This window comes from Bacteroides sp. RTP31139st1_H2_RTP31139_211217 (assembly GCF_040227615.1).
Taxonomy (GTDB): domain Bacteria; phylum Bacteroidota; class Bacteroidia; order Bacteroidales; family Bacteroidaceae; genus Bacteroides; species Bacteroides uniformis.
Genome location: NZ_JBCNZM010000116.1, coordinates 1 through 15,089 on the forward strand (window position 1 = coordinate 1; position 15,089 = coordinate 15,089).

Sequence of the window (15,089 nt, forward strand, 5' to 3'; positions counted from 1 at the left end):
GGATATACCATAGAAGCCATGAAATAAATCCTCTAACAATTCTCTCTAACAACAACTTTTAATGGCAGACTATACAAAGCGTGACGGTCAAATACCATCACGCTTTGTTTGCATATACACTTTATTGTCCTCATCATACCGTACATCCCGAAAAATATACTACTTTTGCACCAAAGTCTTGGCTGTTATAGTGATAACGTCACTTTTGACTCGATTCGATAAGAACGCAAGAAGCGAAAGTTATTATCCCTGCTATTCGGAATCTGGAAAATTCTCTTAAACACCGCAGGATAATAGCAACAGTTTCTTCACGTCTATGTTATTATATACTTAGGCGTGGGGGCTGTTGTCTATTAACGGTGTGGGCATTTTCCAGAGCCTCGAATGCAGATAGACAATAACAGTCCTCGCGCTTTTTATATAATAACCTTCGTCAATGGGGACAGACGAAATGAAAGACACCGCGTATGCATCTTACATTATTTGGAGAAGTACAGTTATTTCTGTTAATTGCCGTTACATCTGCAAGCTTTCTATACTGGATAAATCATAAATACAAAAGTCTGAACAGACAGATTATCCGGGCAATAGACATTCCAGTATATCTGCTGAACAGACAAGGTATTGTCGTAAAACTACTTAATACACCTACCGAAAAGGCAAACAGACTTCCGTTCCTGAATCCGGGAGTTCTAAATATCAATAATTTAGTGACAGACGCCGATGAATGCCGGAAATACATGACGTCGCTGTTACGCGTACTGAATACCCGCACTTCGGACAGCCTGACCCTAAAGATAAGAATAGAAAGTGGTGAGAAACTATATATCGCAGTGCGCATGGTCTACCTCAACAGAAATTATGTCATAGCCTTCATACGCGACATTACGGAAGATGAAGTCCAACGCCGGGAAAACGAAAAATACCGTTTCTTCCTTGAAAGTATTCTGGAGAACCTCCCCATCGCCACTACAGTAAAAGATAAAAACGATGAAGGACGTTACCTGATATGGAACAAAAAAGCGGCAGAGATGATGGAAGTCCCCGCTGAGGATATTGTGGGACACTATGAAGAGGAGTTCAAACCCCTAATGCAAGATAATTTCATCCAAGAGACAGACAAAGAAGTTGAAGAGTCGGAAATTCCCCAGTCCTACATCAAACACTTTGTCAATCCCAAAGGCAGAGAGTATATTCTGTCGTTTCACAAAACGCTGGTGTCCTACAACAAAGGAAAAGAGAGGTGGATTGTCAGTTCTGCACTGGACATCACCGAACTGCTGGCAGCCAAAGAGAAAGCAGAAGAAGCCAACCGCCTGAAATCGGCTTTTCTCGCCAACATGAGCCACGAGATACGTACTCCGCTAAACGCCATCGTCGGATTCTCCTCCATACTTTCCGATTATATACAAGACGAAGATACAAAGGAATACATACATATCATCGAAGAAAACACCCAACTGCTGCTGCAACTGATTAATGATATTCTCGACCTGTCACGCATCGAAGCTGGCATTCTCGAATTCACAGAAGGAGATATGGATGTAAACAAGACGCTTGATGAAATGCAGACGATGGCAAAACTGAAACTTCCGTCCGAAGTCAGTATACGTCTCCTGCCCGGTGCGGATTACTGTATTATTCACACAGTCCCCAAACGGGTAAGACAAGTACTGAACAACTATCTGTCAAACGCCCTCAAGCATACGGAAGAAGGTTTCATCGACATTGGTTATCACCTGCCGCAAGAAGACAGGATTCGCTTCTTTGTCCGTGATACCGGTTGCGGCATTCCTCCTGAAAAGCAAAAGGATGTATTCGAACGCTTTGTCAAGCTAAACAGTTTTAAACAAGGCACGGGTCTCGGACTCTCCATCTGCACCATGATTGCCGAGAAAATGAACGGAAAAGTGGGCGTCAGCTCTATTCCGGGGAAAGGTTCCGAATTCTGGTTCGAAATACCCTATCAACCTACCGGAAGCCAACCTGCATAAAAAAGCCCGCCACTGACATGAACTCTGTCAACGACGGGCAACCTAAACCATCACCGATGCTATCCTGACTCACAATACCTATCGAAGACTAAATCGCAGTTTTCCACTCTGCACCAGTTCTTCATGAGTGATACGATATCGGGACAGTTTTTTTCCTCCTAGTTCCATTTCACGGATATAAAGCGACTCTGCCGACGGGCGTTCCGTCTCTATCACCAGTTGGTCGCGTCCCCAATACTTAGGGTCGAGCTTTATGGTCACCTTATCAAATACCGGAGTAGACAGCGTATAAGCCGGTTCTCCGGGACAATCCGGATAAAAGCCCATCATATTGAAGATAGCCCAAGCAGACATCGTTCCGGTATCATCATTGCCGGGAATTCCGTCGGGGGCATTCTTGAAATACTTCTGCAAAAGGCGGTGCAGCTCTTTCTGCGTGCGCCACTCCTCACCCTTGAAATAAGAAAAAAGATGGGCGTATGCAATGTCCGGTTCGTTGGCAGGGTCGTACAGTCCTTCGTCGAACACACGCTGAAGCTTGTCTACGAACGGCTTCTTTCCACCCATGAGCCGGGCAAGCCCTTTCACATCGTGGGGAACATAGAAAGTATAGTTCCAGGCACAACCTTCGTGAAATCCGGGGTTCGGCTCAAAGTTCTCTCCCTGCCTCGGGTCGAAAAAAGCATAGAATTCACCGTTAGGCAGGATAGGACGGAAAGTACCGTACTCCTTACAGTAATAATGCTTGTAGCCCAGCGAACGTTCGTGGAACAGACGGGCATCCTCCTTCTTGCCAAGCGCAGCGGCTATGCGCGACAAAGCATTGTCGGCAATATAGTATTCCAGGGCATGTGAAACGGAATTGTCATACTGCTCCCGCAGGGGCACATATCCCAATGACACGTAGTCGTCATTGTCCGGTCGGAGCAGATTCTCCGCTCCCGGCAGGGTGGCTCCCTTGCGCATGGCTTCGTAGGCCAGTTCTATATCAAAGTCGCGCAGACCTTTCAGCCAGGTGTCGACGATGACGGGAATGGAAGGGTCACCTTCCATGGTCAGCGTCTCACGTCCGTAGAGTTCCCATTTGGGAAGCCAGCCGTGTTCGCGGTACATGTCGAGCATGGAGCGCACCATCTGCAATTGCCGTTCGGGATATACCAGCGTAAGAAGCTGGTGCACATTGCGGTAAGTGTCCCACAAAGAAAAGACGGTATAACGGTCGCCTTGGGTAGTCAAAATCTTATCACTCTCCATAGCGGGATATTCCCCGTTCACATCCTGCAGGATATTGGGATGTATCAGCGTATGATAGAGTGCCGTATAAAAAACGATTTTCTGTTCCTCCGTACCTCCTTCTACAAGGATGCGCGAAAGGTCATCGTTCCAGCGGCGACGGGCTTCTTCCAGCACTTGACCGAAGTTCTTTCCCTGCTGCTCGGTATCCAGATTGAGGCGGGCATTCTCCATGCTCACAAAAGAGACTCCCATCTGTACTTCCACCTGCTCGCCTTCTTCGGTATCGAATGTAAGATAGGCGCCGATATCATCTCCCGCCAGTTCCTTCTGGTAGCGGGTGTAAAGTTTGTAGCGTCCGTTATCGGGGTCCCATTCGGCCTCTACACCGGTCATGGGGCGCTGCTTCTTCCAGTAGCCCGAAGCGGCGGGCTGCTTGTTGACACGCATCACAAAGTAGATGGGAAAAACGGCTTGTGGGTTGTAGCAGAAAGTACCCAGCAGCTTCATACCTTCAAACTCGCATTTACCCGTCTGGCGCAGAAAAGCTCCCGATTCATTGGTCAGGCCTTCGCCCAGGTTCAGCAGCACATGGCTCTGCCCGGCAGGAAAGGTGAAACGCGCCACACCCGTGCGAGGAGTTGCCGTCACTTCCGTCTTCACATTGTAGCGAGTCAGGAAGTTGCTGTAATATCCGGGGGATGCCTGCTCGTCCTTATAGCGGCTTCCATATTCCTTATAATCTACGGACAGCTCTCCCGTAGTGGGCATCAGCAGCAGAGAACCCAATTCCGGACAGCCCACACCGCTCAAATTGACATGCGAGTATCCGGTGAAGAAACAATTGTGATACTCATAGGGAGTGGACCACCAGCGGGCATCTTTATCGTATTTGTTGTCCTCCGAACCCATCACGTTGAAGGGCACTACGGACATCATTCCATTGGGACAGACGGCTCCCGGATTCGTGGTACCGAAGTTAGTGGTACCGACAAAAGGATTCACATAGTCCGCAGGATGCTTCTCCGCAGCCATAGATGCCGTGAGCATTCCAAAGGAGATGATACAGAAAGTAATCAGTCGTTTCATAATATAGTAAGGATTTGTTCTTTATTAGTTAGTGAGCACGCTACCCATGCCGGTGTCATTGCATGCACTCTGCAAAGTTATTGCAAACGGTCTGCAGTGACACTGCAAACTACTTTGCAGTAGCGCTGCAACAGTTTTGCAGTGACGCTGCATCAGCTTTGCAGTGGCGCTGCAACGGCTTTGCAGTAGCACTGCAAAAAGCATGCAGTATCTTTGCAGTGATATTACACTAAGTATAAGGCAGTTACGGCAGGCGCTTTTCAGCAATACCGAGCGCCTGCCAACTGCTTGGTACTTACAAAATACTTGTGCGCTTCGTGAACTCCAGAATCTCGCGGATATACCCAAAGGCAAGCCCCACTACCGTATCGGCTGCACCGTAGTATACAGCTACACGTTCTCCATCTTGCAACGCTGCGCAAGGGAACACCACGTTGGGAACATCACCTTGCAACTCATAAGGAGCAGCAGGCGCAAGCAGATACTCACGGGTGCGGTAGAGCAACTTGGCAGGATTGTCCTTATCCAGAATAGCTGCTCCCATGGAGTAACGGAAACCGTTACAAGTGGTTATCACGCCATGATAGAACATCAGCCAACCCTCGTCCGTGAGGAACGGTACCGAACCTGCCCCTATCTTGGTACACTGCCAGGCACTTTCGGGGAAAGGCGTAGGAGCCATCACATGGCGGTGTTCGCCCCAGAATTTCATGTCAGGGCTGAAGCTAATGTAGATGTCGCCAAAAGGAGTATGTCCGCTATCGCTGGGACGGCTCAAGAGCGCATATTTGCCATCGAACTTCTGAGGCAACAACACACCGTTGCGGTTGAAAGGCAAGAAAGCATTCTCGCACTGGAAGAACTCCTTGAAATCGAAAGTATAGCCGATGCCGATGGTGGGGCCGTAGTAGCCGTTGCACCACGTAATCCAGTAGCGGTCCTCAATCCATGTCACGCGCGGATCGTATTTATATTCGGACTCTATCATGTCCGTATTCCCGGCCTTGAACTTGATTGGCTCATGCTCTATTTCCCAGTGGATGCCGTCCTTGCTGAAACCGGCAAAGATATTCATCTGCACCGCCCGGTTGTCACAACGGAACACACCGGCATAACCATCCTTAAACGGAACCACCGCACTGTTGAAAATGCTGTTCGACGACGGAATATGGTAGCGGTCTATTACGGGATTCTCCGAATAACGCCACATTACATCCTTACAGCCTGCCGGCCGTTCTTCCCAAGGCATTGTGATTTTGTTGCTCATAATTGCTCTATATTATTAATTGGTTATTGTTGTTTCTTCTCATCGGCATACGTAAATGGTATGAAGTACGTAATGAGGAACGCCGGAATGGTGGCAAACAGCGTGAAGGTAAAGAACGCCTCGTACCCCAACCAGTCGCTGACAAAACCGCTGATTGTGCCCGGCAACATCACACCCAGATTCATGATGCCCGAAGCAAAGGCATAATGTGCCATCTGGTGCTTTCCCGGCGCCACCTGCTGCATCATGAACAAAGTCAGTCCCACAAAACCAAAACCATAACCGAAGTACTCGAGCACGATGGCACTACCTATCAGCAACCCGCTTTCCGGCTGGTACATGGCAAGCAGGGTATACGCTACAAAAGGCAGATTGAAGATGCAGCACAGAGAGAACAGCGTCCGCCGCAATCCCCGGTGCGAAATGTAATAGCCTGCCAACAGTGACCCCAGCACAAAGGCTGCCGCCCCATAAGTGCCGTAGTACAAACCTATCTGCTGCTCATTCAGTCCCAAGCCACCTGCCGAACGCTCCGCCTTCAAGAAAAGAGGGACAATCTTCATGACAAAACCCTCGGCAAGGCGATAAAGGATAATGAACGCTATATAGTACCAGATGTGCTTCTTCAAGAAGAAATCCTTGATTACCGCCACCAACTGCTCCCACGTCTCTCTTGCCGACTTGGCGCCGGATGCGGCCGCACCGCCCGATGGCAGCATGCGCATGTGGTAGAAGCCAAGCAGCAGCATCACCGCCGCCAATATCAGCATCACCGTCATCCATGCATGCCGGGTAGCCTCGTGGCGGACTGCCTCTGTGGCACCCTCCACCCCACCGAAACCTACCAGCAAGGCACCTGCCAGCCAGACCAACCCGCCGGACGCCACAATCTTCGCTATATTGTAGAAGGCTCCCTGCCAACCGATATACTTGGCCTGGTCCTGCTTGTTCAGTTCCGACATGTAGACACCATCCGTAGCCACATCGTGCGTGGCTCCGCTGAAAGCAATCACTGCCAGCAGCGCAATGCATATCGCAAAAAAGAACGGTAACTGCAACGCCAAAGCCACCAGAGCAAAACCTGCTCCGGTAACCATCTGCGTCAGTACCACGAAAAACTTCTTCGTCTTGAACATTTCAAGGAACGGACTCCAAAGGAACTTCAGCGTCCAGGGCATCATGATGAGCGACGTCCACAGAGCAATCTGCGCGTCACCGATACCCATCCCCTTGAACATCAGCACAGAAACCATGTTCAGCACCACGAACGGCAATCCCATGGCGAAATATACGGTGGGGACCCACGATATAGGATTATGATTTTTTCGGCTCATCCCTTCTGTATATTATCTGTGTCACTTCAACGGTTCACTGCCCATAGTCAGCTCCAGCGTACCGCCGTCCACTATATCCTGATGCGTGAAGAATGGAGTCTCCAACTTATTGCCGTTCAGCACAATGCTCCGCACATACTTGTTATCGCGGCTGTTGTTGTGGGCTATCACCTTGAACGACTTGCCGTCTTTCAGATGAACGGTCGCCTCGTTGAACAGCGGGCGTCCGATGGAATATACCGGCTTGCCGGGGCATACTTGATAGAAGCCCATCGCATTCAGAATGTACCATGCAGACATCTGTCCGCAGTCTTCATTGCCCGAAAGTCCGTCGGGGTTGTTGAAGTAAAGCGTATGCAGCACCTCATCCACAATCTCCTGCGTACGCCAGGGCTGGCCTACGTAGTTGTAGAGATGGGCAATGTGATGGCTTGGCTCATTGCCGTGGGCATACTGGCCTATCAGACCGGAAATATCCACCGAGGTCGATTCACCTTCCAGCTTGGAATCGGCCGTGAACAGAGAATCCAACTTGCCGATGAAGGCGTCGCGTCCTCCCATCAGTTCCACCAGTCCGTCCACATCGTGGGGAACGAACCAAGTCCACTGCCATGCCGTACCTTCGCAATAGTCATCATTACGGTGATTGGAAGCGCGGGGGTTGAAAGGCGTACGCCAGTTGCCCTCACTGTCCAGTCCGCGCATGAAGCGGGTACTCGGATCGAAATAAACTTTATATCCCTCGGCAAAAGCCGCATACTTATCGCGGTTGGCTTCGTCGTCCAAGGCACCTGCCAGTACGGAGATACACCAGTCATCGTAAGCATATTCCAAAGCTTTAGCCACAGATTCATTGTCTTTATCGCAAGGCACGTAGCCAATCTTGTTCTTCCAGTACTTGGCCTGCGGCATCAGATGCGGCACAACCAAAGGATGGGTGATAATACCCGTCGTATCGTATTCTGCCGTACGGAGGCAAGCCTTGTAAGCCTCCTGCACGTCGAAGTTACGGTATCCCTTTACATAAGAATCCGCTATGAGGGAGGCTGCATGATAACCAATCATGGTACCCGTATAGTTTCCGGCCAGTTCCCACATAGGCAGGACGCCGCCCTCGCGGGACTTCTGGATGAGCGAACGGATGAAAGCCTCGTTCAGTTCAGGATCAATAATCGTCATCAGCGGATGATAGGCACGGAAAGTGTCCCATAAAGAGAAAATGGTGTAGATAGGCTCGTCCACCCTGCCTTGATGGGGCTTCAAGTCCATACCAAAGTAACGTCCGTCAGCATCGGTAAACAAGTTGGGCTGCATACCCGTGTGGTAAAGTGCCGTGTAGAACATGGTACGCTGGTCGTTGTCCTTCGTATCGATGTCAATCTTGGAAAGATAAGTGTTCCACTGCTGGCGGGCAGCACGGCGCACACCGTCAAAATCCCATCCGGAGATTTCGGCTTCCACATTCTTGCGGGCACCGTCCATATCCACGGCAGACACACCTACCTTTACCAATACCTCCTCATTGGGCTCCGTCTGGAATTGCAGTAAAGCTTTAGCTGTAGGCAGAAGCGGACCGCCTTCGTCCAATGCCATGGAGTCCGTGACCAGCGTATAGGTAAATGGTTTGGAGAACTTAGCGTAGAAGTTGATATACTGGTCGAAAGCCCAATATACAGTCTTCTTGCGTCCACGGATTTCAGTATCGCTGATTACTTCCAGCTCCATCTGTTCATTCTTCTGGCGCTGGATACTGTAATCCAGGTCGAGGATAAAACCTGCATCTTCCGCTTTCGGGAAGGTATAGCGATGAATCGCCGCACGTTTGGTAGAGGTCAGTTCGGCTTTCACCCCGTAGCGGTCCAAAAATACGGAATAATATCCCGGTTCGGCTGTTTCATTCTCGTGGGAAAAGGCAGAGGCGTACGCCATCTGCTGGCTCTTCGAGCCCATGGAGTGGTAATCCTGCCGACCTACAGTGGGCATCAGCAGCACATCCCCGTAATCGGCACAACCCGTACCGCTGACGTGGGTATGTGAAAATCCGTTGATAGTAGTATCTGCATAGTAATATCCGGAGCAGGCATCCCACTCGTAGATACGCGTGTCGGGGCTGGGCTGAATCATCCCGTTGGGAACTACCGCTCCGGGATAGGTATGCCCATGTCCACCCGTACCGATGAACGGATTGACGTAAGACGCATAGTCCGGTGCCGTCTGGGTACAGCTGCAAACCGCCCCCAGCAGAAAAAGTCCGCCCAACAGTATGGAACTAGATTTCATGTTTTTCTTCATATTGTTTATTGTATAAGTAGGTGTATAGCTTCATAATAGAATCTTGTTATATGAGAATGCTTGAGGAGGGTCGCCCTATTACTTTGAGCAAAGCCCTCCTTTGTTTCATGTATGAAAAGGTTCAAGCATCCGTTTTCCGAAACCTCAGTTTACGGAAAACACGGCATCAGCGTACCTTCTTCATCGTATAGTTCTCACTCACGAAGTAAGGAACATCGGGGAAGATGTCGGTCTCAATCTCACCGCCTACATACTTATAGGGATTGATAGCCCATCTGTTGCCCAAGCCATAGATATGCATATCACCGTTAGGAGCAATAGCACCATCCATATAGTAATCATCATAGTTAGGATATGCTTTCCACTGGAAATTCTTGCTGTAAGTACCGAAATGCATCTTGTAGGTAGCAGGGTCTTCAGCATCGCCCTCATGAATGGTTTGCGGATAGATGAGCAGTGCACCGTTATAGTAATCGCAATGCATCGGATACTTACCGGTGATTTCGGGGAAAGTGCCCCAGTTGTAAACCACATATCCGGTACCTTCTTCATCCTTCTCTATAATTACATTCTTCTCAAACTCCTGACTGCCTTTCCAATCCCACCAGCGAGGATTGCCTTCTTCATCCACATAGGTAAAGAGAGAATTGCTGGAAGTTACCTTCCACTCGCCGACCAAATCTTCATAACCCAACATTTTGCCCTGATAAGCTTCACCGATACGGCTCCAGTACTTGCCGCTCCACTCCACTTCATCATCAAAAAGTACTTTACTTATTTCCGAAAGCAACGTATAATACTGATACACCAGCGGTTTGGGATTGTAGAACATCTGAATGCCATAACCTTCATCTTTCACTTTCTGGAATTTGCTCTTGTCAAATCCACTCCAACCTCCGTTCAACTCATCATTAATCTTCCAAGGCAGCGGAGCATACTTGGATTTGGGCAGGTTCTCAAAATGAGACTCTTCACGGCCAAAGGCTCCCTCGGGATTCTGATTCTGGTAGTAACCGTAGGTCATATAGTCCACAATGTCACCTACCTTCATACCCTCTACCTCACCATCTGGAGAGTCGAGCGAACCATATTCATACACACCGATCAGCTTGTCTCCAAATACCTGGCGGCACTCATAAACCAAACGCGCGAAGTTGGCACGTGAGCGTGTTTCGAAGCCGGGGCTGGGATTGGAGTTGTTGTAGTTGGTGTACTCATCATCAAAGTCGATGCCATCCAAACCATAAATATCCAAGTAGGCTTTCAGTTCCTTGGCAAAGTCTTTGGCAGCAGCTTCCGAAAGGTTACCCATACCAGCCTCGTCATGGTTGCCAAGAATAGTCATAGCCACCTTAATGCCCTTAGCCTGCAAAGGACGGATGAACTTATCCGCATTTCTCAGCAAGAAGGAAACCTGGTCATTGCAGAAAACATGTACGCGACCGGTCTTGCTATCCACATTGATGTTGGCAGCAAAAATGCTGACTACATCAAAGAAAGGCTTTCCGTTGCTCTTCATGGTATATTCACCCATATTCAAGATGTTCTCGTCATTTACTTCCACAAAGCAATGTGTAAGTATATCACCCTTACTGATACTCTCAGGAATAGCAGCCAAAGGCTTTACCAAGTAAATATATTCCTGATTGTTTGTAGAAACTTCCACACCGTTATTGGCAGATGCAGAAACGGCAACAGCATAAGTCTGTCCGATTGTGCCTCCGGCATTGATATTCAGTTCCACAGAAGCCGACTTCTGTTCGCCCGCCTTGATAGTGGCAGTTCCACCGTTCGCCAGGCTCAGCTTATCGGCGGGATACATTTTATAGCTTGTTCCATTCTTCTTATTGTAAGCCTCCAAAACGTCTTCGTCCACTTTGAAGGTCACCGTAACATCCTGCTCTGCAGCTTTGCTCAGTTCAAAATAGAGATGTCCGGTAGCAACCTTGTCGCCAAAAACAGAAATCGGAGTAAGTTCACGTGCACCGGCGGCAGACTTTACATAGCCATACACGCCATCCACAGTATCCAGCTTGTCACTGTTGCCGGTGTTGATGACAACATCATCTTCACAACCGGTGAAGCATATTCCTGCACATGCAAAAGCCATTGCCAGCAAGCCTGATTTTACATGATTCATATATTTCATAATCAATATCTTTTTATTTGAATTAAGGTATAACTAAATTATTTAGCGGGCAGTTCCACAGCAGTCCAAGTCAATGATTCCACTGCAGTAGCATTGTTCTCATTTCCGCTATAATCGTGAATGGCAGTACCGGCGCCCTCATCGAACTTCCAGTAAGAAACCAGTCCGTCAGTATCCGGCTCTACCTGGTAGAAGTGGTCCTTTGCATTGATTTCTGCTGATGTCAACACCTTGTTCCAGATACGCACCTCTGAGATATTACCTTCCAACCAACGGTCACGATTGTATGAATGGCCAATCCAGAATCCGTTACCTTCATCGGTCATGGTCTGGCCCCAGTTCACGACTCCGCAGTCCAAAGTAGTCTCCAGCATATTCTTACCATTGATGTAGATTATAACTGTTTTTGCATCCGCATCGTAGGTCACAGCGATATGTGTCCATTCGTTTGTCGGAATAACCAGACTCTCATCGGTCACATTGCCGCTACTTGTAGCCACCTGCAACTGGTTTTGAGGAATTCCGGCATCACCGATGCGGAGCAGGAACTTACCTTCGATACCCATAATGGAAGTCAGCATCTTGTCAAACTTGCTTACACGAATCAACGCTTCTGCCGTCAGCTTATTCATATTATTGGCTACATCTGGATTGGTCCAAGTTACGTAAACCAGATTCTTGGTAATATCAGGAACCGTATTAATCAATGCGGCACCCTTCAGCACGTAGTACATGGTACCGGAGCTCTTCAAGACTCCGATGCTTGCCTGGTCTACCGTAACCGGCAATACATATACCTTCTCACGGTCCAGCTCCGTCAAGTTCTTGAAGCTGACAGTGATGTCGTCTGAAATGACAGCACCGGCCAAAATGGTAGCCTGCGGAGTTTCTACCGTATAATAGTTTTCCGGCAGAGCCTCGGCTGTGTCATAATAGGTAGCGTTATAAGTAGCTACCAGTGAAGGGTCCGCCTTCAAGGCAATAGTTATATCCTGCGATTCAGGACGGGCCATTGAAATCCGGAATGAACCTTCCGTATCGGAAACAGTGTTTTTCAACAACACAGTACTGGTCATCGCCGAGCCGTTGATATACACCTGATTATCGAAATTCTCAACGTCATTATCATTACAAGCAGCAAATACACCTGCCAATAATGCCATCGATACTAAATATATACTTTTCAGTTTCATGATATTCTTTTATTTTTTAGGAGCAGGATTCATAATATTGATAGCTTCTCTCACGTATTGATAGGTATTGGTAGCATTGTAATAATCATTCTGCATGTTCTCAATAGCCAGACCAGCTTTTGTAAACTCTGCAGACGGTTCTGTCACCCAATAAGCAGCTTCCGACAGAGCTCTCAAAGCATTGTAATATCCGGTAGTCTTATCTGTTGTATCCAGAGAGACGGTAGATGCCGATACAATGAAGCGGTCAGCCGGAACACCGTCTGCCATCAAGGCCTGAAGCGCTTCTATCCCCAGTTGGGCAACATCCGTGACATCATTTGTAATCAAGATGATATGGTCACAAGAAGAGAGCACAGACTGGCCTATCAGGTTGGCAGGATACCCCTGGAACACCAGTTGCTTACCTGAATTGGCACTCTTCCAGTTGGATATCACACCGAAGAAAGTATCCTGATTTGCCTTTGCTTCAGCCTTGTCGGCTTCGGACATGTAGATAGGATTGCTACCACGATACTCGGCTACAATACCGTCGAAAGGTGCTTCAAGAGCTATCAGTCTGTTCAGCTCAGCCGACAGATAAGCCGAGAATGCAGATGTTTCTGTTCCTTCTTTCACCTTGTCGGTATGTTCCTTCAAGATATTGTCATAGCTGATGGAATAGAATACTTTCGTTCCCTTCTCATGTACATTTGCAATATCTTCCAATTCGAATTCCGCCAAATCGGGAGTAGTTGCGATAATTACGTCCAGGCTGTCGGGAACATCCGACATGTGCTGCCCGCGGCTGAAAGGAACTTTCTCACTATTATCAAACCAACCGTATACAATCTTATGGTCAGAATTCTTGTATTCCTGCAAGTTCTTCAGATACTTGGCATACAGTTCGGGAGACTGTTCGTCGATTCCGGGTTCTTTCAGTTTAATACTCTCTGAATCCGTCCAGTCGGAGCAGGCAGACAATGCCAATACGGAAAAAGCTGCCAGCGCGATTCCTTTGAATGATTTCTTATATAATTTCATAATTATTCAGCATTTATTGTTATTATTTGCGTGCCCACCATACGTCAGTAGCCATGTTGTCCGGTCCACCCAGATAGCTGTTTACTGCCTCTTGCACGTTTTCAGTATTACTTGTATATTCTTCAGAAGGATAAGGCATACGGCGTGCACCTTTCTCGCTATCAACAATTCCACCACTCAAGTTACCTTCACTGGTTGCAGGCAACAGTTTGGGATAGCCTGTACGGCGATAGTCAGCCCAAGCTTCGTTACCTAACGGCCAATTCGCAATCCACTTCTGGGTAATGATACGTTCCTGTTTTTCTTCCTTGGATGCCCCTTCATTCCACTTGACAGTAATGGCTGAAAGGTTCTTTTCATAAGTATTAAGACCGGCGGGATCTTTGTAAAGAGCAGGTACACTGCTTTCATCAGCCAGATAGCTGTCTACACCGGTAGCTCCCCACTGTTCGAAAGAGAGACGGACACCTTGTTCATAAAAATCAGCAGCGGTTCCTTTCATGTTGAAACCATAGATTGCAGTGGCTTCAGCACGCAAAAAAGCAACTTCTGCCGCATTCATCCAAAGCACGGGATCAGAAGAGGAAATCTTCACACGTGAATAATTGATGAAATACTCCTTCATCTTACTGAGGTTGATACCGCGACGTAATCCTACATAAGTCTCTCCAGGCCATTTTGATTCCTCAAAATAGCTGGCACGACGATTGTCGTTGTAACCGTTCATGTAGCAGATGATGTCGGCAGCAGGATGGGTATCACCACCTGAAGCTTCTTCATTGTAACGTACTGCCACAAACAACGGATTGCTAATTGTACCGAAATACTTCCATGTAGCATTGTCTGCATTTGTTTCAATCAGACCCAACTCGTGATTCACTGCACTTTCAGCCATTTCTTTAGCCTTAGCAGGGCTTACATTGGCAATACGGATAGCCAAACGCAGTTTCAATGAATTGGCAAACTTCACCCACTTCTGTACATTACCACTGTACACGAAATCTGCAGAAGCAACCAACGCCGCATTTCTGTTTTCAGTCAGCACCTCGATGGATTCGTCCAGTTCCTTGAAGAATGCGTTATATACTTCTTCCTGCGTATCATAAGGAATGGTAATCTTGCCATCCTGACCGATTTTAGAATAAGGAATAGGACCATACGCATCAGTCACGCGACTCATGGCAGCAACCTTTATGATTTGAGCAATGGCATAAGGAACCGGATTATTGGTATTCTCCGATACTTGTTTCACTGTGCTCAAGTTACCGTAAAGTGTTGAAATGATACGGTCACTTATCAAGAACACACGCGTCCAGTCATTTGTAGCATTAAAATTGGATATTGTATTGGACCAGCCGGCATTTGAATCGGCAAAATAACCTCCCAACGGTCCACCCAACAAACAATCAGTAAACTGTGCCGTATTGACATCTGATGAGATAACCGTACTTGCCAAGTTACTCATGGCAGAACCCAGTGCATAATCATCCGGAGTCAAATCACCCGGTTGATAAG

General features: G+C 48.0%; 9 protein-coding genes. 1 reads left to right on the plus strand and 8 read right to left on the minus strand.

The window, feature by feature from the left end; genetic code table 11:
* Nucleotides 1-467: 467 nt before the first annotated feature.
* Complete coding sequence (locus tag ABUA47_RS17005) at nt 468-1,994, plus strand: ATP-binding protein (RefSeq protein ID WP_035449946.1); 1,527 nt, start codon at nt 468-470, stop codon at nt 1,992-1,994.
* 78 nt (nt 1,995-2,072) lie between these two features.
* Here the strand turns inward: ABUA47_RS17005 and ABUA47_RS17010 are convergent, their stop codons facing one another.
* The 8 genes from ABUA47_RS17010 to ABUA47_RS17045 all read right to left on the minus strand — a co-directional run.
* Entirely contained in the window at nt 2,073-4,316 is a 2,244-nt protein-coding gene (locus ABUA47_RS17010) for a GH92 family glycosyl hydrolase (protein WP_035449947.1), read from the minus strand.
* A gap of 295 nt (nt 4,317-4,611) precedes the next feature.
* Nucleotides 4,612-5,583 carry a glycoside hydrolase family 130 protein gene (locus ABUA47_RS17015; RefSeq protein WP_005828866.1) on the minus strand — a complete coding sequence of 324 codons (972 nt, stop codon included), beginning with the start codon at nt 5,581-5,583 and terminating at the stop codon, nt 4,612-4,614.
* 23 nt (nt 5,584-5,606) lie between these two features.
* Nucleotides 5,607-6,917 (minus strand): MFS transporter, encoded by a 1,311-nt coding sequence (locus ABUA47_RS17020; RefSeq protein ID WP_005835491.1) that lies wholly within the window; start codon nt 6,915-6,917, stop codon nt 5,607-5,609.
* Nucleotides 6,918-6,938: 21 nt separating this feature from the next.
* Nucleotides 6,939-9,209, minus strand: coding sequence for a GH92 family glycosyl hydrolase (locus ABUA47_RS17025; protein ID WP_005828868.1), 2,271 nt, complete (start codon nt 9,207-9,209; stop codon nt 6,939-6,941).
* A gap of 166 nt (nt 9,210-9,375) precedes the next feature.
* Complete coding sequence (locus tag ABUA47_RS17030) at nt 9,376-11,358, minus strand: BT_3987 domain-containing protein (protein ID WP_035449948.1); 1,983 nt, start codon at nt 11,356-11,358, stop codon at nt 9,376-9,378.
* A gap of 38 nt (nt 11,359-11,396) precedes the next feature.
* Complete coding sequence (locus ABUA47_RS17035; protein ID WP_035449951.1) at nt 11,397-12,551, minus strand: DUF1735 and LamG domain-containing protein; 1,155 nt, start codon at nt 12,549-12,551, stop codon at nt 11,397-11,399.
* Between the two features lie 9 nt (nt 12,552-12,560).
* On the minus strand, nt 12,561-13,574 hold the full coding sequence (locus tag ABUA47_RS17040) for a glycoside hydrolase family 18 (protein ID WP_005835485.1): 1,014 nt from the start codon (nt 13,572-13,574) through the stop codon (nt 12,561-12,563).
* A gap of 22 nt (nt 13,575-13,596) precedes the next feature.
* Nucleotides 13,597-15,089 (minus strand): RagB/SusD family nutrient uptake outer membrane protein (locus ABUA47_RS17045; protein ID WP_349831804.1); only part of this gene is annotated, 1,493 nt, incomplete at its 5' end.

What these genes read in the sequence shown, in the direction of transcription:
- ABUA47_RS17010 (WP_035449947.1), bottom strand. Translation starts at nt 4,316, where the DNA reads ATGAAACGACTGATTACTTTCTGTATCATCTCCTTTGGAATGCTCACG.
- ABUA47_RS17035 (WP_035449951.1), bottom strand. Translation starts at nt 12,551, where the DNA reads ATGAAACTGAAAAGTATATATTTAGTATCGATGGCATTATTGGCAGGT.
- ABUA47_RS17005 (WP_035449946.1), top strand. Translation starts at nt 468, where the DNA reads ATGCATCTTACATTATTTGGAGAAGTACAGTTATTTCTGTTAATTGCC.
- ABUA47_RS17025 (WP_005828868.1), bottom strand. Translation starts at nt 9,209, where the DNA reads ATGAAGAAAAACATGAAATCTAGTTCCATACTGTTGGGCGGACTTTTT.
- ABUA47_RS17030 (WP_035449948.1), bottom strand. Translation starts at nt 11,358, where the DNA reads ATGAAATATATGAATCATGTAAAATCAGGCTTGCTGGCAATGGCTTTT.
- ABUA47_RS17040 (WP_005835485.1), bottom strand. Translation starts at nt 13,574, where the DNA reads ATGAAATTATATAAGAAATCATTCAAAGGAATCGCGCTGGCAGCTTTT.
- ABUA47_RS17015 (WP_005828866.1), bottom strand. Translation starts at nt 5,583, where the DNA reads ATGAGCAACAAAATCACAATGCCTTGGGAAGAACGGCCGGCAGGCTGT.
- ABUA47_RS17020 (WP_005835491.1), bottom strand. Translation starts at nt 6,917, where the DNA reads ATGAGCCGAAAAAATCATAATCCTATATCGTGGGTCCCCACCGTATAT.